Raw genomic sequence first — 23,570 nt, forward strand, 5'->3', positions numbered from 1 at the left:
TTGTGATTAAATTCACTAAAAACCTATTAAAATTCTTTTTTGCTTATTTTACCCAATTCCCTTTGCTTAATGGCAAAATTGAACGTTTTTAGGTTGGCGGTTAGTTGTACAAAATCGGCACCATTTTTCCAGACTAAATCAATTTCGTCTTCCTTTGAATCATTTATTTTCATTTGACCCAAAAAGGCGTTTGATGTATTTCGCAACCTCATTATCTCAAGTTGATCACGCACTACTTTTCTTTGTAATCCAGATAATATTTCTTCTTTTGTCAAGGTAGACCTATTAATTTCTTTATGGCCCCCACTACCTGCTTTATCCGCAGCCTCATAGTCATTTTTTCCGGCAAAAATATCCAAATACCAAACCTGTGGAATTCCAGGCATAAACATTTGAATGGCCCTGGCCAAGAGCAGTTTTTGTTCATTCTCACCCAGAGCACTAAAGAAAGTAGCATTTACCTGATAATAGGAAATTTTCTTTCCTGAGGGACCGTACAAATTTTTGACGCGCCCCCCTCTTTCCATGATAATATTCATAATGGATTCAATCTCATCATTCTCCAAAAGACCCTGATTATAGGTCCCCGAAACCTCTTTTCCTTTTAAGTCCAAAACGGGAATACCATCGTGACAACCCAACATGTTCACGGTTTTATACCCCTTGTTCACTATTTCTCTTGCCCAAGTGAACAATGCCGTATGATTTGCCGTTTCCAATGTATGTATCATTAAACCCGGCAGGAAGAAATCATAAATTTGATATCCTTCATTTGCAACTTCGTCATGAAGGTGAAGACCATATTCTGCATGTATCTCCGGTAAGAGGGTCAGGCCATTTTTTTCCGCTATTTTTTTTATTCTCTGAAGATACTCCCAAGTTCCGGGTTTATTAAAAAAATTAGATTGTCCAACTTCCTTGTGCAGATAGGCAAAAGCATCCAACCTTAATATGGAGCAACCATAGCTTTTTACCTTAGCCAATGTTTCTTCGTAAAAATCCCAAACTAACGGTGATTTGGCATTGACATCCATCTGCCCTAAAATAGTATTACTTTCTTTGTCGATTTTTTGATAAAAAGTGTTCCAATAGGGTTGTTCACTACCATCTGGAAAGGGTACCTTTAGTATGGGTAACCCTACTTTTCTCATGAACAATTTATCAAGATATTCTTTCTTTGGGATTATAATGCCATTCTCATCCATTGAGCCATTTCCTTTCCAAAAGGAATTCCAATTGATAAAAAAGTCTTTATACTTGGAATTTTCTCCATTTTTCAGCAAGTCCTTGAATTGTGGTGATGCTACCGAAAGGTGGTTAAGAACGATATCAAATTTCAACATGATTCCCAGTTCGTCCAACGCCTGTATGTCATCTTTGGAAACCAGCTCCTCATTAATGTTGTAATCTATAATTGAAAAACCTCTATCCAGGTCACTATTAAAAAAAGTGGGAAGCACGTAAAATAATGAAAATACCTCCTTAAACTCCGGCATTTGGAGCATTGCAACGGTATCACTCAATTTAGTGCCTATACTATCTGGGTAGGCATTAAACATTACTCCATTTGAAATTGAACCCTTTAGTTTCATATCCCTACTTGAAATTAATTATAAAAGTTTAGATAAAATATCGATATTATCTGGCAATCGTCCAACATTTTGCAGCTTTAAGGCAGCCAACTTCAAAGCCACTTGAAGACATTCTTTTGTAGATTTTTCTTTGATAAAGGCAAAAAGAAAACCGGACCAGAAAGCATCTCCCGCACCTGTGGTATCTTGAACTTTTTCTACTTTTATGGCCGGCAGTTCAATGACGCCTTCTTCTCTTTGTGAGAGCTTTACGCCTTTGCTGCCCAATGTTAAACAGACCGTATCTACCCCTTGGGAATGAAAAAAATTAAATATTTCTTCATGGGGCAATTGTTTTTCAAATAACCGTAGCATATCGTCTTCACTTATTTTAATAAGCGGATTGAATTTACAGTACGCCTTTATGACTTCCATTGCTTGTTCCTGGCTCGACCATAATTTTTTCGCGTAATTGATGTCAATACTCAATTTACAGCCCATTTCATAAGCCTCTTTGGCCTTGTTGAGAATACTTTTTTGAGCCGGATTCTTACTTAAAGCAAAGCAGGTGGTATGAAAAATTTTGGTTTTGGAAAGGGTGGTATTTGAAATTTGTGCCTCTTCAATACATTTATCCGCTTGGCGATATGGGATAAAATCTGGAGTTCCCTGTGATCGTGATACGAAAATTACACTGGTAGATTTATCTTCCAGTTTGTTCATGTTTTTAGTTTCAATATTGACTTCGGCCAATCTTTGGTAAATGTATTCACCAAAGCCATCATTTCCTACGGTGGCTACCAATGATGAGTTTAAGCCCAACCTGGCACAGTTCATTGCAACATTGGTTGCTGATCCTCCCAGGTATCTATGATAATCCCTGGTTTGATTAATGAGTACACCTTCTTGATGACCTATGAAATCAATAAGGACCTCTCCTACACATAATATATCTATCATGTTATTCAACTTTTTTTATTTTAGATATGGGTCTACGTTTGTTTTTTATTTTCTTTGATCCATAGGGTGCATACTGCACTAATAAGCAATAGTACACCGGCAAAAGTGATAGCGTTTCTTGGGTCATTGCCCAATAGGTTCTTCAAGATAAAACCGAAGGACACTGTTTGTATGATCATAGGAATAACAATCATCATATTGATAATGCCCATATAAACGCCATACCGTTCTTTAGGTATGTCCTTAACCACTATAAGATAAGGAATACCCATCATACTGGCCCAACCTATTCCAAAGCCCGAAATTGCTATAAACAATAGATTTTTATCCTCTATGCGGGGAAATGCCAAAAATCCTAAGGCAGCAACCACGAGACAAAAGACATGTACATATTTGGCGCTGTATTTTTTAGCATATCCTGCTAGGGCGAATGCCACCAAAAAAGTAACAACATTGTACCAACCATTTACCAAACCTGTCCAGCTTACAGCTTCACTGTATGCCTCTTTATTCTGAGGCGTGGCGTTCCATACAGACAGTGCTACACTTTTAGATGAATTTTGCCAATAGCAGAAAAGGGCATACCACTGAAATAGATAGACAAGGGCCAGTTGCCACATAACCTTGGGCATTTCTTTGATAGCCCTAAAAATTTCCATTAAGGGTTCCAAGACATTTCCGCCTTTCCTTATAATTTTTAATTCTTCCTCCGTGGGAGGATACTCCTTGGTTTTGCTCATACTCCATACTATGGTAGCAAGGGAGCAGAAAGCCCCTAAGAAAAATGAGGCGTAGACCCAAGTGGGAAGGGAGCCTGTGGTACCAATAAAAATCAAAGGGAAAATAAACAAGGACAAATTGGCAAGAACTTGGCCCAACCCCGTAAAAAAACTTTGCATTTGAAATCCCAAGGGGCGTTGGGCCTCATCTAATTGGTCTGCAATTAAGGCTCTGTAGGGTTCCATTGCCGTATTGTTTCCCACATCTAAAATCCACAAAAGTCCGGCAGCCATCCAAAGGGAGCTACTATAGGGGAACGCAAATAAAGTAAGGCTACATAAAATGGCACCAATGAGGAAATAGGGTTTGCGCCTACCAAAAGTTGGACTCCAGGTCTTATCACTTAATGCCCCGATAATTGGTTGTACCAATAAGCCGGTTACCGGACCGGCCAAATGTAAAATTGGTATTTGATCGGGACTGGCTCCTAAAAAATCATAAATAGGAGTAACGGCACTTTGTTGAAGACCAAAACTATATTGAATGCCAAAAAAACCAACATTCATATTCAGTATTTGCCAAAAACTTAATTTCGGTTTTTTAAACATGGTTCTTATCTAGTTTGTAATTCGGTTTAAAAAGACATCAAAATCACTATCGTTCATGAATAGGGTCCCATTTTTATCAATGACCGGTAGGGATATGGACTCCGCAGGCAATCCTGCTAATTGAATTTTTAAAACCATCTCCCGTTGTTTTGTAAGATTTACATCTACATCATAATACGTAAATGCTATTTGTTTACTTGTAAGATATGATTTGGTATCCAAACAATAATGACAGGTGTCACTGCCATAAACAATGATAGTTTCCCTAACATCTTGTGTTGCCATATCTTTTTTCATTAGGGAAACAGAATCCTGCCCCCAAGAGGAAAAAGCTATAACAACGGTTAAACAAAGGGTAAAAAGATAATTTTTCATCTTGTTAATGATTAAGAAAAAAGAGTTGGTCCTTTAAAAATTCCCAACTCTTTTTGTCAACCAAACTAAACTCTAAACTACTTAGAACTTATATTGTAAGGCCAAAGTGGAAGACCTACCACTTATGGATCTAGCTCTTACCAAGCGATTGGAGCCAAAGGCACCATCACCATTTCCTTCAACTTCTGTAATACCAACCGTATCAAAAATATTGTTCATGCTCAATACCAAGGAAAGTCCTTTTGTAAGTCCGGCCCTTCCTATTAGGTTGAAATAGGCATAACCGGGCATAACTAAATCATTGTCATCTTGAGCGTAGGATTTTGAGGTTCCCAAAACGCTTAATACCACAGCGTGTTGATTTGTTGCGCCAAAATTGTACGAAGGGGAGAGGTTATACACAAAATCTGCTTGTCTTCTAGGAGTATTGCCTTCATTGTCTCCTCCGTCAATTTCAGCTTTGGTCCAAGTAAGGGAACCGTTAACGGAGAAGTTCTCTCCAAAGGCCATAGCGGTTTCTGCTTCTATACCCAATGCTTTAAATGGATTACCTACTGTTCTGTTCAGTTCGTTACTGATACCTTCATCGGTATTACTCATAAAACCGGTAAGGTTAAGGGTTCCGTTTTTAAGTCTTTTCTTCATACCTATTTCCAATTGGGATAGCTCATCAAATTGTACATCTGCCAAACCATCTGCGCCATAGCTATTTCTATCTGCGGCCCTACCGGATGCACCTTTGCTATACCTTGTAAAAACAGCGGCACCATCGTTGATCTTGTAGTTAAGACCGGCGGAGTAAGAGACAAAGTTATAGCTGTCATTTACAATCTGACCGGCATTTCCGGCAATCAACGGAACCACTTGCTCTATTCCTTGGATAGTTCCATCAGCATCGTAATCGTAGGGACCTTGGCTTGTTGGGCCTCCTTGTATGGTACCGTTCACGTTTACGTTCTCAAAACGCACACTACCATCAAAATTTAATTTTTCGGTGATGCTGGCGTCAATTCCCACATAAGGAGAGTTTACATTATGTACGGTATTGTATTTACGCTGACAACAGTTACCCCAAACCGGAGTACCATAGGAGTATTGGCCATTTCTGGAGAACCCGTCAAAATCTGCCAATCTTGCCTCTCCGTCACCTTTAACTTCAGAAAGGAAAGAACTCCATTGCCATCCAATTTTTGTGTTCTGGGTGGCTGTAAAAAGACCAGCGGTAAGGCCAATATTATCACCAAGTCTTTTGGTAATTTTTGTATCGCTAAAAAAGTTGCTTAAGTCATCTACGGTAACGTCGAACATATGTATGATCTGTGCCAATCCATTTTCTGGATTAAAGGCTTCCCTGGCCCCATCGGCATACACCAATGCTTCAGTTCCGGCTCCGGCAGCGGCCCTGGCAGTTGCATCAATTTCGGCAACCGTACCCACGGCAGCGGTAAAAGGAGCTACCCACTGCCCACTATTATTGGAATATCTTGCCTTTCCGGCTATTTTCCAATCATTTCCTAAATCAAAGGAAAACTCGGCACCTAAAGATTTTGAAATCGGATTATTTCCATTTCTTACATCGTTTACATGCCTTCCACCACCATCAAACGGATTGGTGCCTGCACTTTGTTGCAAGTACGCGGATTGTGTGGCATCACCTGTAATATCAAAACCGGGCAAATTAGAGTAAGTAGGATCATCATTGCTACCCTCCAAAAGCATAGGCATAGGTAGGTACATAACGGATCGGTCGTTTAAAAATTTAGCGTAAACACGCACATAACCGCTGTTAAATTTTTTGGTAATGTTCGCTTTGAACTGTCCACCTTTATTTCCTTGGTAGCCAATATTTCTAGGGCCTTCACCTGTTCTCATAAAACCTCCCATATGAAAGGATAGGCCATTGCCAATAGGAGAACCATATTCAAAATCAAGTCTACTGGTTTGGTAATCCAACCCAAAGGTAGTTGCCAAGGAACCTCCTTCGTTTTCCCCAGTTTTACTGATCATATTTATGATACCGGCCGGCCCATTTGAAGTCTGTGTTGAGGCAGAACCCCCTCTAATGGCTTCGACCCTTCCAATGTTGGAATCGATTCGCAAAAAGTTATCGGCGTTACCAAATGAGGTATCACCAAACAAATTAAGGGGCAAACCATCTTCTTGAATTTGAAAGTACCTTGAACCACCTGAAGAAACCGGAACCCCGCGAACGTTGAAGTTGGCGTTACCTTCACCACCAGAAGATTCTGCACGAATACCGGGTATATTTCTAAAAAGTTCCCCAGCACTTCTTGGGGCAGCATTTTCAATACGTTTGGTACCCATGGTAGAAACGGAAATACTGGACTCCAATTTGGATTTTGGGTTCACAACACCTGTAATCACTACTTCATCAAGAGATTCCGCATCTTCCTGCATGATAAAATCCAAGGTTTGGTCCGTACCATTTATTTCAACAGATTGTGATACCGTTTTAAATCCTAAATAGGATGCCGTTAGGGTATAGGAGCCATCCTCCAAATCTGTTATAGCGTAATTTCCATCAAAATCGGTAACCGTACCGTTGGTGGTTCCGTCTATGATAAGATTTACACCGCCCAAAGGCACTCCTGCTTGGTCTATTACCTTACCTGAAATGGATTGAGCTGATGCCATGCCCGCGGAAAGTACGAGCAAGATCAATAAAATTGCATTGTTTTTAATTGAACTCATTGGTCTTCATTTTAATTATTCGATAATTTCAACACTTAATTTTTCACGAATCTATTTTTTAGGCACAATCAAAATGTGAAATAATTATTCGAAATGGTTTTCGAAATCACCGAAAACAATTTCGATTTGCAAATTTTGGCTATATTGAGCTTTTAGATTTTACTTTATGGAGCCAGTTACGCTTAAACAGATTGCAGAAGAACTAAATATTTCCGTTGCCACTGTTTCAAAAGCCTTAAAAGATTACCCTGATGTTAGTAAGAAGACCAAGGCCTTGGTAAAAGAGCTTGCAAAAACATTGAACTATAAACCCAACACCTTTGCGGTCAATCTTCGTACCAGAGAGTCCAAGACCATAGGCCTGGTCATACCGGTAATTGTCCATCACTTTTTTTCCAATGTGATTAAGGGGATTGTAGCACAGGCAGAGAAAAAGGGATACCTGGTCATTATTTTACAGTCCAATGAATCCTACGAATTGGAGAAAAAACAAATTGACCTTTTGTTGAATCAACGGGTAGATGGTATCATGATTTCCTTGGCCAATGGCACCGCAGATTTTTCGCATTTAAAGCAAGTACTGGAATTAGGGAAACCATTGGTAATGTTTGATAAAATCGCTAAGATTGTTCCTTGTTCTAAGGTGGTCATTGATGACAGAAAGGCCGCTTATTTGGCTACCCAACATTTAATAGATACCGGTTGTACCCGCATTGCCCATTTTAGGGGAGCGCTTTTACCACAAAACTCCATTGATCGCTTTTTGGGATATAAAAAGGCGCTTTTGGATAATGATTTGCCATATGATCCGTCTTTGGTGTATATATGTGAATGTGACGATAGAAGTTTTGAAGAGGGGCTAGATAATGCCAAAAAACTGTTGAACGATCATGATGATGTGGACGGGATTTTTATTAATACGGATTTGGTGGCCATTGGCGCCATGACCGAACTGGCCAAGCAAGGGGTAGCGGTACCTAATGATATGGCCGTAGTGGGTTTTAGTAACTGGTTCATGTCCTCAGTTATATCCCCCAGTTTAACAACCATCAACCAACCTGGGGTAGAAATGGGTAAAAGAGCCTTCAAACAACTATACAAGGAAATAAAGGCCATTAAAAAGAACAAGCCCATAAATCCCAAGGTAATTACGCTTGAAACGGAGTTGATAAAAAGAGAATCTACCAAATAAAGAGTTGGTTCATTATCAGTTCGGTAATGGTACCTTGACTTTAAGTCTCAGTTACGCTCCACTGCTAAAAACTTAATATCTTTAGAAAATTTTTGGTCCTATTCCCGTATACGGACCTCTAAACCAAACCACCAAAACAAAAAGTATGTTACGAAATTTCTCCTTTCTCCTTTTATTTTGCTTATTGATAACCGTTTCCTGTAAGGAGGAGGAAAAAAAGAAATTTGAATTAAAGCGTTCCAAGGAACTGGCCCTTAAAAACAAGGTGCACAACCAATTGTTGGATATTGAAAAGGAGCAGGGGTGGAAGTTGCTTTTTGATGGGGAAACCCTTAATGGCTGGCATCTTTTTAATCAACCGGATTCTACCCAGTTTTCCGCTTGGGAAGTACGGGACGGGTATATTTTCTGCAATGCTACGGATGAAAGCAAAGTTTTTGGGGACTTGGTCACCGATACGGAATTTGAAAACTACGAACTGGTTTTTGAATGGCAAATGGCACTGAGGGGCAACGGTGGGGTTTTTGTGAATGTACAGGAAACGCCCCAATTTAAAGCCACCTACGAAACCGGACCGGAATACCAATTGTTGGAGCCCGCCCATATGGATACCAAAACCCCATTAAAAAGACCGGGCTGCCTTTGGGGGCTTGCACCGCAACTAACGGAGGTAGAAGCCAAACCGGCAGGGCAGTGGAACCAGACCAAAATTGTACAGCAAGACGGAAAGATTACATTTTACTTAAATGGAAAGAAGACCGCCGAGGCCGACTTCAATTCTCCCGAATGGTCACAATTGGTAGCCAATTCCAATTTCAAGGACCGCCCCCATTTTGGAAAAGCTACCAAAGGCAAGATAGCCCTACAGAACTGGTATTTTGAATCCAAGTTCCGGAATATCAAGTTGAGGGAGTTGTAGGTGGGTGATATTTTATGAAAAATCGGTAGCATCTTTTTTATACTCTCCAGCGATAACAAAATTGTATGGGATGCGCTGTAGAGTCAATATTTTAGGGATATTAGGGGATTGTATGAGTTGTACGCCCAAATTGAAGCACAAAAAAAGGACTTGCAGTTTTGGGATAATCATCACTATCAAGAGTTACTTCTTTCTTTTTACTTAAATCATAAAATTGAAGCGCTGACCCGCGAGCTGTACCCCCTGTTTTTCGATACCATTACCATTAAGGGAAAAATCTACCACCCACAAGAAAACAAGTTGTCTCCCATTTATTCACATTTCATCTGCCAAGGAAAGTTTCATTTTAATTAGGGGCTGGTCTGTCTTATGATTGAAGGTTATTTATTTCTTTTTTCAAATAGCTTGTGTCTTTCTCGTCTTTGATAAGGCTACTTAATTTCGCTATGAGCGACTTTCAATGCATGGTATTCGTTCCAATTGCCATTTAGCCCTTTTAAAGTTACCAAACTGTTAATTAAACGGTTACCGTAATAAGAAACAGATATTTTTGTAAGTTTTATAGTGTAGGATAAAAAAGAGTTTGTAATTTTAAGCATTCCCTCGAGATTACTCCCCCAGAATTATTCCCCTTTTTGTTGTATTAAAAATGTAATGGTAAAGCTTTAGTAATAGATAGTTTTGCTCTGAGCTTTAATGGTAAAAATTTTTAGTTTTTATCATCAGTAGTAGGATCAGTCGTGGTAAGATTAGTGCATTGAAATCGCCCAATTTTGGTGGGCTTTATAAATTGAATATTGGTTACCAAAGTACTGACTTCCTACATTTTACTTCCCCCAACAAAATTTATTGTTTCCGGTATTGTTATTACCAATTTTATTGTGAATTATTAAATCTACATAGGAAATGAAAAAACTAATATTTTTAATTAACATTACCTGTATTTGGGGATTCGCATTCTCGCAAGATTCTGAAACCTACTTTACAAAATTTCGTATTAAGGATGAGTTGAAAATAAATCCTCAGGTGTTTACGTATTTAATGAAAAATGAGAAAGTTCCATTTTTTAGCTTGTCCGCAGAGAAAAAACAAGTGTACATCAACCTGTTGGAGAAGAATAGGGGAGGGGAGTTTAGCTATGAGGCCAGGTTAGGTTCTGGATCAATAAAAAAAACGATTAAAATACCTTTAGAGGGTAACATTAATTATTCAGATTTTTTGAAAGATTTGAAGTTTGACAACCCAGAACAGGTAGTTTTGAAAGGTAAAAGATATAGTTATGTGAAGTTTTCTAAGGATTCGATAATTGTAAACCCATGGTTGGTAAAAGATGAAAAAGGAGAACTTATAAGAGATGTATATTATTATAAGTTGGAAAACAGGCAAAAAGTGTATTTAAACTTTAGTGAAATTACTTTATCAGGATTAACTATACCATTGAAGTACAGATTCCGAGACAAAAACGACTTATTAAAAGAGCAATTTAACGCTTCTTTCAATGCAAATGTTTTTATTGGCTACACCTTTTATGGAAGACGAAGTTTCTTTTATAGAAAAGATGTTGGTAATAAAAGTAACAATTTCAAAGTAACTGCTGGGACTTTCGTTGGTGCATCCACAATAAAATTAAATAACAGTAATACTAACTTGGCCAATGAACCTATTATGGAGGACACTGAAATAACAGAAGGTTTAGCGTCATATGGATTTGGTGTTAATTTTTCATTTAATAAATTGAATTTTGGTGTTTTTACGGGTTGGGACAAGAGTGTTGGAGAAAATGCCGATAAATGGAATTATAATAACAGGGCATGGCTAGGTCTAGCTATAGGCTATTCTTTATTAAAAATATAAAGTAAGAAATGCATTTTCCAGAATTAGGAAAGAGAGCTGCGTAATTGAAAAGAGAGTAAACCTAAACTGATCGATTATTTTCTTTATTCTTCTAAAAAACAACTTCCCAAAAGCTAATGAAACCGAGGTACGAGGTTCATGAACTCCTTTAGAAAACAATTTAATCCTTGTGAATAAACACCTATTAACTGACCGAAAGATACCTTTGTAAAAACCAACAGTTCTAATCAAGGGTAGCTTACAATAATAGATTTTCAACCAGTTTTCATTATGCTGAATTCTTTTAAAAACGATGTAAAAGACAATTTTTTTAATCTTTTCGATTATTTGTCCGTCATTTTGGTTCCCTTGTTGATTTTTTTTTGCTGTAATTGGTTTTAGTGGAGATGTCTTTAAAGTATTTAAGGTCTACCAATATGGAGAAATAGAACATTTAACTATAAGTGAGAAAAAAAAGGAATTAACCCAAGGTTTTAGGGGTAGTTACACGAATTATAAAATCATTTTTGAAGAGTATGAGGGTTATGAATTACCAATTTGGAGGCAATTTCAATTCGATAAGTTTGAGAAAAAACAAATAGTTCCTGTATATATTTACAACAAAACTCCTGAATATATTATTTATACTGGAACACAAAAGGCAGGATTTGTTCGCCTTTTATGGCATGGAACAAGTATTCTACAATTCACAGTAACATCAATAATATTTTTACTACTAGTATTGTTTGTGGGGTACAAATATCTTGAAATACTGAGCCAATCTTATTCTGAGTTAAAGTTAAAAACGGAGAACTTGAGCAAATTTTATTTTTATCTGCAAACTGTAGTTGTCTTTTCTCCAATTTTTATTTCCATTTTAATTACAATGATTATTTCTAAGGGAATATTGTTGAATATCAATAGAAATGAGGAATACGATTTATATACCATAGGGTTCTTTTTATCACTGCTTGTGGTTATCCCTTTGTTTTTTCCCTATTTGATTTCATTTGGAATAAAAAAATATAGAAACGGAGACGGTCTTTTCTTAAAATACTTTAGAATGGGAATTGCAGTTTTTGGCATCCTAAATCTAGCTTTTACCTTATTTAAGGTGTTAACAGATGAAGACCCAAATAATTTTACTTTTGCAAGCCTTTTTAAGATTCTAGTAGAGTACTACGATTCTATTCTTGGGTAATGACCCTATAATTAGTATAATAAATCTCCATAACTGCCTCTTTTAAACCTATTAAAACATAAAAAATATTTTGCCTCTCCAATTCCGTGAATGTATCTGCTGGTAGATAATGATTACCCAGTGGGTGATTATTTTTTTAGCCGAGATGGGGCATTGGCGTTAATGGCAGAATTTCTTTTGACATAAAATCGGTAACGTTCTGTGCCTAAAAAAGTCAGAACTGATTTTATGTTCAAATAGCATAGCTATACAGAAATTCAGCGCCGTTTTACACCAATGCCAGCCGCATAGTCTCGTCGCCAATATAAAAAGCCCACTGGGCTTTCCATATCGTCGCGTGTATCATAATGTTCCGCATTATAGCCTGTCCCGAATTAAGTTCGGGATAACTTGAGCTTTGGTACGTCATAAAAAGGGAATGTATTGCAGATCTTTTCTTTTTTTGAGCGAGTTGGTGCGTTGGCCAAGTTGTTACTTCTTACTTGATTTTTTCTTTCTAAAAACTTTATTCATAAAAGGTAATGAAACCGACGAAGGAGGTTCATGAATACCGATAAAAACAATAAACAAGTAATGAATAAACACTTTTTACACGACCTGTCCCGATAGCTATTGGGAGGAGGGGAGGGTAATGTGTGTGGAATGTTTTTTTATTACACATACTTATATTAATTTCCTTGTTATAATGGGTTTTCCACCAAAAATAAAAGTTCAAGCACTAGTCGCTTCGGCAAGACATTGCTGCGCATGCCATAAGGCTGCTAGGAGGAAAATAGAAGTGCATCATATTGTTCCTTATGCAATTTCGAAGGATAATAGTTTTGAAAACGCCATACCACTATGCTATGATTGCCATGATCAAGCTAGTCACTACAATAATAATGAACCAAAAGGAAATAAATATTCTCCCCAAGAACTTCGAAAGCATAGGGACAATTGGTACAAAATCGTTTCTGCAGGCAAGGTTAAATACTTTGATGTTGAAGAATACAACAAAAGACATTTACCAGTCTTCCAAGAAATGAACAAGGTAGTTGAGAGGGGGTATTCTTATTTGTTATCGAATGACTTAATCTCTTTCAACCAATCAGAGGAAAAAGAAATTGATAGAGTTTTCAATAATTTGATTTTGAACAGGTTCTCTCTAATTAAAGGGAATCCAGCAATCGGCAAGACGGTATTTGCTATCAAAATTGCTGAGCGATTTCGAGATGTTAATTATACTGTCTTATACCACAGCTTCAAATATCACAGGTTCAGTTCAAATGATATTATCAACTCTCTAAATAATATGCGGGATGAAAATATATTATTTATAATAGATGATTCCCATCTGGATTTGGAAACAGCTTCGAAAATCAAGTATTATTTCGTAGATAATTATTCGCCATGTAGTTTTTTATTCTTGTCAAGAAATATTTCCGACCATCTAGATTTCACTAGCATGTTTAATAATAGTTTTTTTGATGAATTTGAAGAAAATAATGCCAACCTCGAGGTAATCAAGTTTTCAAAAAAAATTGAAAACATCATAAAGAAATACCAAAGGTATTATTCAAAAAAGTACTCAAGACCTTTTTATGTTGGTAGTAACGCCAAAATAGTTAGACATGTTGGAGATAATTTAATCGCCTTAAAAGCATATTTGGATTTATGGGAATATGAAGAGACGCTAAGTAAAATTGGAAAGGAAAAGATGCTAAGAGAATTTTATAAAAAGCAGTATCATAAACTTGATGACGCTACTATAAAATGTTTGAACATTTATCTTTCCCTATATTCTCATGAAATACCTTTTGAGGTAATACCAGAATACGAAAAAGAAACTTTGGTATTAGAGAGAAACGGAATCATTTTTAGGTACAACCATACGTTGTATTTTGAACATTCAAAAACGACTAACCTTTACTTAGAGTCTTATTATAAATTCTCTGTAAAAAGGGTAGATAAAGAATTTGATACACTACCATCTTTTATAGATTCAAACCTAAAAGAATATTTAAAATTATTTGAGGACAATCAGTACCCAGACAATACTCATCACATCATAACATATTTTCTTTCAAGAGGAAAAGCTCATAAAGACCTCTTATCAAATAAAGGTATTGAAAATATTATTCTTAAATATTATTCCCGATGTACGGTAAGTGAAACATTGGTTTTTCTCAACCGCATTTCTATTTATGCACCCAAACTCTTCACACAATATTTCAATGAACTAATACTCAGCAGTGGGGTTTCAAAGAAATATCTCTCAAATGACATGTTTGCGTTTTTCTATGCTAGTTTTAGAAGAAATTTAAAACCTAGCGGAAATGACTCTTACATCATAAACTTGTTTAATTATGAAGAAATAAGAGATTTTTTTAAGAACGCTAATTTGACAGGTTTTAAACAGGGAGTAGCATTTTTATACAATATCGGGGAAAAAAGTCTAGCTCTAAATCTATTGCGAGATTGTGATGATAGCCTTATTCTTGGCAAAATATATAATTCAAACATTTCGGAAATAAGTCATTTTTTTAATTACATACACAAAAAGAATGAACTACGGGGGCTGAACTTATTGAAGACTCTTATTAATTCAAGTGAATTCTATTTGAAATTGAACGAAATGATAATAAGTAGTGTCAATTTATCAGAACTATTAGAAGCTATTGATCGGTTCAAAAACGACTTATTGTGGGTTTTTTCCAAAAAATACCATTTAGATTCGTTTAAAATGGCAGAGGGAATAAACGAAAGAAACATTAAATTTTTTCTAAATAGCTTTCATCTATATTATAAGTTATATCCAATTTCGAGTTTTAAGATATTAATGCAAATTAGACCTGAAGTTTACATTTCATGGTCGAAAAAAATCATAAAATTCAGTAATAAATCATACAAACATATAGTAGTTCTTTTAATAGGAGCACATTATAAACAAATAGAAGAAGCTACTTCTGTATTGGTCCATGACATGATTGAAAATATGACTAGGGTAAGAAGCTGTTTAGATTTTAACCAGTATTCAAGAGTTCTATTCATCATGTCTAATTATTTTGATATGAGAGGTTTTGTAAATGAATTAGATAAACAGAACCAGTCAGTATTGAAACAAAAAATAGGTAATTTAAAGGAGTTTAGTGGAGTGCAAGAATCGATTTTGTTGCTAGACAAAATACTACCTGGACAAAAACAAATATTCAATGATTGGTTAAAACAGAATAGAGCATCCTATGTTGAATTAGAATAGATTGGAACAGAAGAAAATGCGGGCCGGTGGGGGAGTGAATTTGTGGCTAACACAAAGAGCGATTGCCCTCGGCTTTGTGTAAGGGCGTGAAACGCCGAGATAGCGAAGCTATTAAGACACAAAGGGCGCGCGGAAGCATATTTTCTTCTTGAATTTTTGTTTCTTTTGTTTCAAGACAAAAGAAAAGGAATTTATGATTTAGCGGCAGGATTACTTATTTTAAACTCATATACTTCAACCTGAATTCAATGGAAATAAATGAATTACTGAGAGAATGGCGAACCTGTAAGCCTGTTTTAGAAATAGATATTTATGGAAGGGAGTGCTTTCAGTTTCCTTGTAGAATCATCAAAGTGGAGAAAAGAACTGATTTATTGTTCGGGGCTGCAGATGAGATTTTTGTTGAATTTGAATGTCTGAATTTTGAAAATGGTGAGCTAGATTTACGAGAGGGAATTATGTACAACAAAACATATGAGCGTTTTAAATCTTTAGGTGAACAGCTTCCTAATAATACTTTTGCAAAGTTTATTGCAACAAAAAATGAAGGTTTGAAAACTGTAATTTACAAGACAGGTTCATTTATGCCTAGAATTATGTTTTTGGAAATGATGGGCAGTGAAGCGGGTGCAACCAGGTTTTCAAAAGACGGTATGGTAGAGTTTCATAATAATTACAGTGAATTAAGGAATTGGATTGCTGAGCGAAGCAGTGCTGCAATAGAAAATAAAACTGATAATTTTTCAGATAATAGTTATCTAAATGATGATTCATGTTACAATTCAGATGGTTGGGATTATTATAATGACCAATTAGATATGGATCAACAGGGACCAGAATTTTGGGATAACATATAACTAACATAAATTTAATTGAGAAACTTAAAATAAGCAAGTGCTTAGAAATTTATGCTTTGCTAAATTTTAAGCTTTTGCGGCAAGCAGACGAAAAAGCCTGTGAAATTTTTCTTCTCCAAATTTTCAAGTAAAACCAAAGGTTTCAATAAAAACGAAAAGCTGAGCTTTTAATGGCGCTGGCCAAGTGGCTGAGAATTGCGTATAAAAATAAATGCAAGGGCATTTACTTTTTATGAAAGCAATATGCTGTTGGCCGAGCGGCTATTTTATCCCGATGGTTATCGGGAGCAAATTATAGATACAGCCGAAAGGTTTCTCGCTGGGTTTTCTAAGAATTTGAAATTTTCTAAAAAGTTTTTCTCTGGGTAGAAATATTCAAGCTACGTAAATAAAAAAGGTTGATGACCCTGTTGGTAATTCTCTTAATAGCTATAAACGTTAGGGATATTTTACATAATAGACCCGCGAAGCGCCGATGAACTCCTTTGAAAAACAATAAGGAAGCATCATGAATAATTATATCTTACAGACGTTAAGTTATTTTCCAGTAAAACGGCTTGACATACGTGGCGAATAAAATTATCTAGTAGATGATTTTATTTGACGGCGAGATGAAGCGGCTGCCTTAAACAGAATATAGTTGAACATACCGTAGTTTCGTTTTTACATAATTGCTTTGTTATAATCCACTTGCAGGGCTTATAACGCAACTATGTAAAATAGCGATGAAATGCGCTATACACGAAACCACTACATTTGTACTATAATTTATATTATGTCAAATAGAAAAAATGATAACCTGTTCCCAATCACTAGAATAGCATTTTGATTTAGCCTTCTTCAATCTCTTGGAAGTATATAAATGTTGATCATCCGAATTATAATTTTTGTGAAAAAAATAAACATATCTTCGCGTTTTCTTAACTAGAATTTAAAAAATTAATCTGATTATAACCAATGAATTACATCCCTAATTTTTTGAGATTTTCTTTTGTTTTTCTTTTTCTACTCGCTTCATGCTCCAATGATGATGATGCCAATTCGGAAAAATCAGAAATTGTTGATAGCATAGAATATCCGCTAGTAGCTTTAAATGATTCGGGTGTTACCGGAAAAGTTACTTTTACGCGTGATACCGAAGATACGACGGAGGTATTGATTGAATTGGAAGGCTCCAGTACAGAAGCGCATCCCGCTTTTATCCGTATAAATTCAGGCGCAGAAGGTGGTTCAGTGGCCCTTACCCTTCACGAATGTACTTGTAAGGTTAGCCATACCGTGGTTACCGAGTTGGACAACGGTACAGCCATCGATTTTGATGGATTGCTCAAGTTCAACGGGCACGTTAGTATTTCTTCTTCTGATGAAGAACTTGACGTGATTGTTGCCTATGCCAACATTGGCTACAACGCGGATTGATCATTACAACTTCTACCATAAAAAACAAAAACGGGCAATGTTACATCGCCCGTTTTTTTATGGATTGTATTCTATTTTCAAGCATTAGATATCCTGCGAAATGATTTTTGTAGATTTCAGTCCCCGTTTCCGGCCAAATTTAAGCCCAAATAGCGGTCTTAAAAACCATATTCTTTTTATCAAAAATTCATAGAAGGCGTAGCATCCCACAAAAGTAAAGACTACCAATAGGACAAACTGTAGGTATACCGGAACTGGTAAGGGCAAAATCCAAAGGCAGCCTAGGTACAACACCACCATATGAATAATATAAACGGGATAGGCGGCTTCGCTTGCATAGGACAATAGTTTACTTGGCTTGTTTAAAAATTGGTGGCACAATCCAAATACCCCAAAAATCCAGTTGATAGATTCCAGTGCCATCAAATAGCCCGGGGCTTCAAGCTGATAATATACATACCGAAGGGTAAACAATACAAGGCCCAACAAAAGATACATCCACTTCCATTTCCCTACCGTTTTCCAGATGGTAGGTCCACAATACATTAAAAGATATCCAAAGAAAAAAGCCAATGCCCCTAAAAAGAATCCGTGCCAGGTTTGGGCGTAAAGTGAATAGATCTGAGGTTTTACAAGTAAGGCTTCCAACATAAAGAATAGGGCAATGACCAAAGGCCCTACCGGTTGTGACATTAGTTGAACCGCCCTCCTTTTAAAAATGCCCCCTTCCCTCCTCTTAAGAACATAGAAAATAGGCAGAAAGCACACGACATAGACAAAAATGTTTCCTAAGAACCATAAGTGGCCCATATGGGCATAATAATTAAGGGATTGCCCATAAAATTCCTGGAAGATAAAGATATGTAAGGGAGCAATGGCAAGAATCCCGAACAGAAAGGGAATCAAGATACGTTGCACGCGCTCCCCTATCAGGGTTTTCCATGAGCGTTTGCGCATGGCGAAATACACCCCCATACCGGAGACAAAAAATAGAATGGGAATTCGCCAAACATTCAATAGACTCATGGGGACCCAAAGACTTTCCCAAGAAACGTCACTTTTAATGAAGCCCACGAACAAGGCCCATGGTTGAAACACAATGGCAATATGGTAGATCAGTAATAAGGCTATGGTTAGGACCCTAAGGGCGTCTATATCGTAATGTCTGGCAGCTTTCATAATTCGTTGTTTTTTAGGTGCGTGATTATTGTAACATGATGGCGATGACAGGACGCGTTTTTTCCAGTTCGGTCATATCCAATTGAAGGCCTAGTGACCCCAACTGCAGTTGCATCATTTCGTAAATGGGTTTCATATCCTCAAAAGGTACCAACACACTTTCCCTTGCCGTGGCGCCGTAATTATTTTTAACGGTCTTATCGGCCTTGGCATCCAACAGCAGTTGTACGGCCTCTACCCTACCAAAAAATGCGGCTACGTGCAGGGCGGTAGACCCATCATTGTTGGTTATTTCTAAATCGGCTCCGGCGTCTACCAAGGCGGATGAAATTTCAAGATGGTCAAACGTAATGGAGGACATTAAAGGGGTCGCTCCGCTCAAGGCATCCTTCTCGTTAAGATCCGTACCTGCTTCTATATGTTGGCGAACAGCTTCCAAATTACCGGTAACCACTGCCTGAATAAGGGGCATGTCCGGAGTCTGAAGCACTTTCTGAGCTGTTTCTTGGTTTTTGTTCTTAACATTGGACTCTCCACAAGCGGCCATAAAAACAGCAATGATCAAGAGTACATAACTGAATTGTCTTGCGGGTTTGTTAACGGGATTTCTCATAATTAAATTTTTAAAGAGTTTTACGATTAATTTTACAGGACAAAGGTGCCGCAAACGGTGATGCAGCACCAATTAGCTATGAAGCCAAGTGTATAAGCCCTGCGGAGCCTTTATAAATTATGGCGCAGGCATATAAATTATGCGGCAAGCCCCGCATTTTTATGAAGAAAAGGAATGGTTTATATTTGTCTTGATGATGCCCCCAACTAGCAATCAACCAGCATGCAAGAGCAACCGACAGGGCTAAAATTTACCGATCAGGCAAAGGCGATTATCCTAGAGCATTTGTCCAATGAGAATTTTGGGGTTTCAGAATTGGCCGATGCCATGCACATGAGCCGGTCCAATCTTCTTAGAAAATGTAAAAAGCATACTGCACTATCCGCTAGCCAGTTTATTCGAAAAATTAGATTGGAGGAAGCTATGGAGCTGCTGAAGGAATCGGAACTTACCGTCTCTGAGGTATCCTACCAAGTGGGATTTGGTAGTAGTTCCTATTTTATCAAGTGCTTTAGGGAATTATACGGCTATCCTCCCGGTGAAGTTGGAAAAGGGTCAGCCAAAATATTATCGACATCTGAGGAAATTATTCATCGACCTTCTTTTTTAGGGAAAAATAAGTGGCTTTTAATGGCCGGTATAGTTGTACTCATCGGCATTAGCTATTTCTTTTATTCAAAAATAAACACCGAAGATTCTCCGATACCCTCAATTTCTGAAGTTGAAAAATCAATTGCGGTACTGCCTTTCAAAAATGAAAGTAACGACGCTAGCAACCTCTATTTTGTAAACGGATTAATGGAGGCATCATTGGGCAACCTCCAAAAAATTGAGGATTTACGGGTTATCAGCAGAACATCCGTAGAAAAATATCGAAATACACAGCAGAACATTGGTGAAATTGCCAAAGAATTGAACGTGAGCTATGTAGTGGAAGGTAGTGGTCAAAAAATGGGTAATCAAGTGCTATTGAATATTCAATTGATAGATGCCACTACGGATTCCAGAATTTGGGGTGAACAGTATACGCACGAGGTCGAGGATATTTTTGCCCTACAAAATGAAGTTGCCAAAAAAAAAATAGCGGATGCCATTAAGGCGAAGGTCACCCCTTTGGAGATAGCCCGAATTGACAAAAAACCTACCGAAAACCTAGTGGCCTATGATTTCTTTCTACAAGCCCAAGAGCAAGTAAGTAAAAGTAACAAGGAGGGTTTGGAAGCGGCTATTCCTCTTTATGAAAAGGCCTTGGAGGAAGATTCACAATTTGCTTTGGCCTATGCGAACTTGGCCATAGCCTATTTTTATTTGGATCAGCATAAAAGGGAAAAACAGTATACGGAGCAAATCAATAACAATGCGGACAAAGCGTTGCTTTATGATTCCAAACTAACGGAAAGCCTCATAGCCAAAGCCTTGTATTATCAACATACGGGAGACTATAGATTGGCCTTGCCCCATTTGCAGAAAGCTTTGGAGTATAATCCCAACTCTTCTGCAGTAGTACAGTTGTTATCGGCTCTTTATTCCGGTTACATTCCCAATACGGGAAAATATTTGGAGAACGCACTAAAAGGAATTCAATTGGATATTGCCGCCAATGACTCCATTGCCAAAAGTTATATTTATCTCAATCTTAGTAATGCCCTGGCGCAATCAGGTTTTATTGAGGAAGCACTTGAATATGCCAATTTATCCTTGCAACAGAATCCGGCGAATGAATACACACCTTATTTAAAAGCCTATATTGAGTATGCCCAGCATAAAGACCTTCAGAAGACCTTAACTTCCATAAAAAGGGAATTGATGAAGGATACTACACGATTGGACCTTCTTCAGGAAACGGCAAAACTGTATTATTTCCAAAGAAAATACGACAGTGCGTATCACTATTACAAGCGTTTTCATGAATTTAGAACTACAAACGGACTTAAAATCTACCCTCATGAAGACATAAAGATCAGTTGGGTCTACAGGGAAATGGGGCAAGAAGTTGAGGCCAAAAAATTATTTCAATCCTACTCCGCCTATTGTGAAAAGGACGAATCTATTTACCAACCAGCAAGCATGGCGGTAAAATTGGTGTATGAAGGACAGTTGGATAAGGCCATTGAGCAATATAAAAAGTTTGCCACTAAGGACCATTTTCAATATTGGATCATACTTTTTATGAGAATAGACCCGGTTATGGATTCCCTTACTTCCCATCCGGAATATGAGTCCGTATTTCGGGAAATAGAAAACCGATTTTGGGACAATCATAACGATTTAAAAGAAACCCTTCAGGAACAGGAACTACTTTAAAAGGTAATTGTCTCACAATCAGGTGCGGGTAATTTTAAAATTGAAATTGTGAATATCTATTTCTGATTTTTGTCTTTTGAGCCCTATGCTTCCTCCTATCTTTGGCAGCCCAAAAACAAAGATTATGAGTGCAACTTGGTACGAATGCAAAGTAAAATATAGAAAACTGGACGAGGCTTCCGGAACCCTTAAGGTAAAAACAGAACCCTTTTTGGTAGACGCCATTTCCTATACGGAAGCAGAAAGTAGGATTACTGAAGAAATGCAGGCCTACCTAGCCGAAACCGAAGAAATTAAAATTACCAATATTAAGGTGGCCAATTACGCAGAGATTCATCCTTTTGAGAATACAGACCGATGGTTCAAATCAAAAATTTCCCTGATCGCCTTTGATGAGGAAAGCGGTAAGGAGCGTAAGACCAATCAGTATTTATTGGTACAGGCCAATGATGTGAAGGAAGCGTATGATCATACTGTGGAAGTGATGAAAGATACCATGGGCGATTATACCATACCGGCCATTAGCGAAAGTCCCATTATGGACGTGTTCCCTTATTTTACAGGTGAAGAGGACGAATTGGAAAAATTGGAAAAGTTCAATGCATTGAAAGATTCTGTTCCGGAATCTTTAGAAATGGATGAAAAATTGGAATTGGCCGATGTTTTAGCCATTGCGGAGGAAGAGGAATAAAAAAATTGCTTTCGATAAATAAAAGCTGCCTACCATAAAATAGGTGGCTTTTTAATTATAAGTTTTTGAGTATTTTTTTACTCCAAGCCAATTTTCGGTGTAAAATAGGGTCCTCGCCCATAAAGTGTTCCATTTCTGCAAAGCACAACTCCTTAAGTGTTTCAATAGGTACCAAGCTAAAAAAGAGGATACCGCCTTTATCAGATTTCATTGCTGTAAATTCCTCTATATTTTTTCGATGTATGAGGAGTTGCGTAAGATAATCAATGGACATCAATGCAGTTCCCGGGTCGTTAACTGCGGGAGAACTGGCCTTTACCCCTACTTCTACCAAATGCTTGAAGCCTACTTCAATAACCTCAATAGCTTCCGCCCTATCGATGCTAATACAGCGCATCAGCTCTTTTCTAATTTTATCACCTACCTCCCTAGATACGGCCAAAACAGGTTCTCCCTCCAGTACAAAACTACCCATGTTTTTCAGCAACTTCAGTTCTATTTTGTGCTCTTCGGAAAGGGATATTAATTTTTGGGTACGGATGCTGTTCAAATAGCCACATTGCGGAAAGCAAATATGTTCCTTCCAAAAACTTTCGGGTCGTAATTCCTTAATTTTTTCAAAAGGAAGATCTATTAAGTGCTGCATTCTATTTTTAGTATTTAAAAAGGATTTACGTAAAACATAATTCACATGAATAGTCTGCGAGACACTGTGAATGAAATAGATAAATAATAGTATGCTGATAATTCCCATCAAAATGGCCAATGGAGCTGCAACGGATGGAAATTTGTCGTGATTATCACTGGAGATAAAGGCTGCCATTACCAAGCAATACACTATAGTTCCACTGGTGACGCCCAAAATTACTTGATGGTGTTTTTCCCGCAGAATCAACGGTATCAATCGGGGCGAATAGTTGCTAATACTCCTATTTAGAACGTCCATCACCATGGTATAGCTGAAAATGGTCAAGGTGAAAATACCTCCAATAGTGAAGGATAAAATGAATTTGATGCTCTCCACATCCGAGATTGCCAAGGAAGGATAGTCGTCCAAGAAATCTGGATTAAAAGCGACCAAAAGCACGGCCAATAGACCAAAGGCGAAGGCAATGCAAAAAGTTAGAAAGGAGATGCTGTTGATTACCCTTCTGATGATGGACAAAATGCGGACCATG

17 protein-coding genes are annotated in these 23,570 nt (G+C 37.4%); 9 read left to right on the top strand and 8 right to left on the bottom strand.

Features of this window, described 5'->3' with window-relative positions; translation table 11 throughout:
• Positions 1-26: 26 nt before the first annotated feature.
• From gtfA to IL355_RS07080, 5 genes are all read right to left on the bottom strand, one after another.
• Positions 27-1,592 (bottom strand): sucrose phosphorylase, encoded by a 1,566-nt coding sequence (gtfA, locus tag IL355_RS07060; protein ID WP_225621146.1) that lies wholly within the window; start codon positions 1,590-1,592, stop codon positions 27-29.
• A gap of 18 nt (positions 1,593-1,610) precedes the next feature.
• On the bottom strand, positions 1,611-2,531 hold the full coding sequence (locus tag IL355_RS07065; protein WP_192461480.1) for a carbohydrate kinase family protein: 921 nt from the start codon (positions 2,529-2,531) through the stop codon (positions 1,611-1,613).
• A 32-nt stretch (positions 2,532-2,563) separates the two neighbouring features.
• Positions 2,564-3,859: an MFS transporter gene (locus IL355_RS07070; protein ID WP_192461481.1), complete on the bottom strand. Its 1,296-nt coding sequence runs from the start codon at positions 3,857-3,859 to the stop codon at positions 2,564-2,566.
• 9 nt (positions 3,860-3,868) lie between these two features.
• Entirely contained in the window at positions 3,869-4,234 is a 366-nt protein-coding gene (locus IL355_RS07075) for a glutaredoxin family protein (RefSeq protein WP_192461482.1), read from the bottom strand.
• A gap of 81 nt (positions 4,235-4,315) precedes the next feature.
• Positions 4,316-6,946, bottom strand: coding sequence for a TonB-dependent receptor (locus IL355_RS07080; RefSeq protein ID WP_192461483.1), 2,631 nt, complete (start codon positions 6,944-6,946; stop codon positions 4,316-4,318).
• Between the two features lie 166 nt (positions 6,947-7,112).
• On the opposite strand from IL355_RS07080, the gene IL355_RS07085 reads away from it, so the two are divergent.
• The 7 genes from IL355_RS07085 to IL355_RS07115 all read left to right on the top strand — a co-directional run bounded on the left by IL355_RS07085 (position 7,113) and on the right by IL355_RS07115 (position 17,605).
• On the top strand, positions 7,113-8,138 hold the full coding sequence (locus tag IL355_RS07085) for a LacI family DNA-binding transcriptional regulator (protein WP_192461484.1): 1,026 nt from the start codon (positions 7,113-7,115) through the stop codon (positions 8,136-8,138).
• Between the two features lie 145 nt (positions 8,139-8,283).
• Positions 8,284-9,057, top strand: coding sequence for a 3-keto-disaccharide hydrolase (locus IL355_RS07090; RefSeq protein ID WP_192461485.1), 774 nt, complete (start codon positions 8,284-8,286; stop codon positions 9,055-9,057).
• Positions 9,058-9,963: 906 nt separating this feature from the next.
• Positions 9,964-10,911, top strand: a complete 948-nt coding sequence (locus IL355_RS07095; protein ID WP_192461486.1) for a hypothetical protein — start codon at positions 9,964-9,966, stop codon at positions 10,909-10,911.
• A gap of 793 nt (positions 10,912-11,704) precedes the next feature.
• On the top strand, positions 11,705-12,091 hold the full coding sequence (locus tag IL355_RS07100; protein ID WP_192461487.1) for a hypothetical protein: 387 nt from the start codon (positions 11,705-11,707) through the stop codon (positions 12,089-12,091).
• A gap of 685 nt (positions 12,092-12,776) precedes the next feature.
• Positions 12,777-15,329, top strand: a complete 2,553-nt coding sequence (locus tag IL355_RS07105) for an HNH endonuclease (protein ID WP_192461488.1) — start codon at positions 12,777-12,779, stop codon at positions 15,327-15,329.
• Between the two features lie 248 nt (positions 15,330-15,577).
• On the top strand, positions 15,578-16,186 hold the full coding sequence (locus tag IL355_RS07110) for a hypothetical protein (RefSeq protein WP_192461489.1): 609 nt from the start codon (positions 15,578-15,580) through the stop codon (positions 16,184-16,186).
• 957 nt (positions 16,187-17,143) lie between these two features.
• Positions 17,144-17,605, top strand: a complete 462-nt coding sequence (locus IL355_RS07115) for a hypothetical protein (protein WP_192461490.1) — start codon at positions 17,144-17,146, stop codon at positions 17,603-17,605.
• A gap of 84 nt (positions 17,606-17,689) precedes the next feature.
• Here the strand turns inward: IL355_RS07115 and IL355_RS07120 are convergent, their stop codons facing one another.
• Positions 17,690-18,784 carry an acyltransferase family protein gene (locus tag IL355_RS07120; RefSeq protein ID WP_192461491.1) on the bottom strand — a complete coding sequence of 365 codons (1,095 nt, stop codon included), beginning with the start codon at positions 18,782-18,784 and terminating at the stop codon, positions 17,690-17,692.
• Positions 18,785-18,809: 25 nt separating this feature from the next.
• Positions 18,810-19,397, bottom strand: coding sequence for an ankyrin repeat domain-containing protein (locus tag IL355_RS07125; RefSeq protein WP_192461492.1), 588 nt, complete (start codon positions 19,395-19,397; stop codon positions 18,810-18,812).
• Between the two features lie 222 nt (positions 19,398-19,619).
• Here IL355_RS07125 and IL355_RS07130 point away from each other — a divergent pair, with 222 nt between their 5' ends.
• Complete coding sequence (locus IL355_RS07130; protein ID WP_192461493.1) at positions 19,620-21,701, top strand: helix-turn-helix domain-containing protein; 2,082 nt, start codon at positions 19,620-19,622, stop codon at positions 21,699-21,701.
• Between the two features lie 124 nt (positions 21,702-21,825).
• Positions 21,826-22,392: a DUF4494 domain-containing protein gene (locus IL355_RS07135; protein WP_192461494.1), complete on the top strand. Its 567-nt coding sequence runs from the start codon at positions 21,826-21,828 to the stop codon at positions 22,390-22,392.
• A gap of 55 nt (positions 22,393-22,447) precedes the next feature.
• Here the strand turns inward: IL355_RS07135 and IL355_RS07140 are convergent, their stop codons facing one another.
• Positions 22,448-23,569 carry a DUF2254 domain-containing protein gene (locus IL355_RS07140; protein WP_192461495.1) on the bottom strand — a complete coding sequence of 374 codons (1,122 nt, stop codon included), beginning with the start codon at positions 23,567-23,569 and terminating at the stop codon, positions 22,448-22,450.
• Between the last annotated feature and the right edge of the window lies 1 nt (position 23,570).

The sequence above is a fragment of the Euzebyella saccharophila genome (assembly GCF_014855495.1).
In the GTDB taxonomy this organism is placed as follows: Bacteria; Bacteroidota; Bacteroidia; order Flavobacteriales; family Flavobacteriaceae; genus Euzebyella; species Euzebyella saccharophila.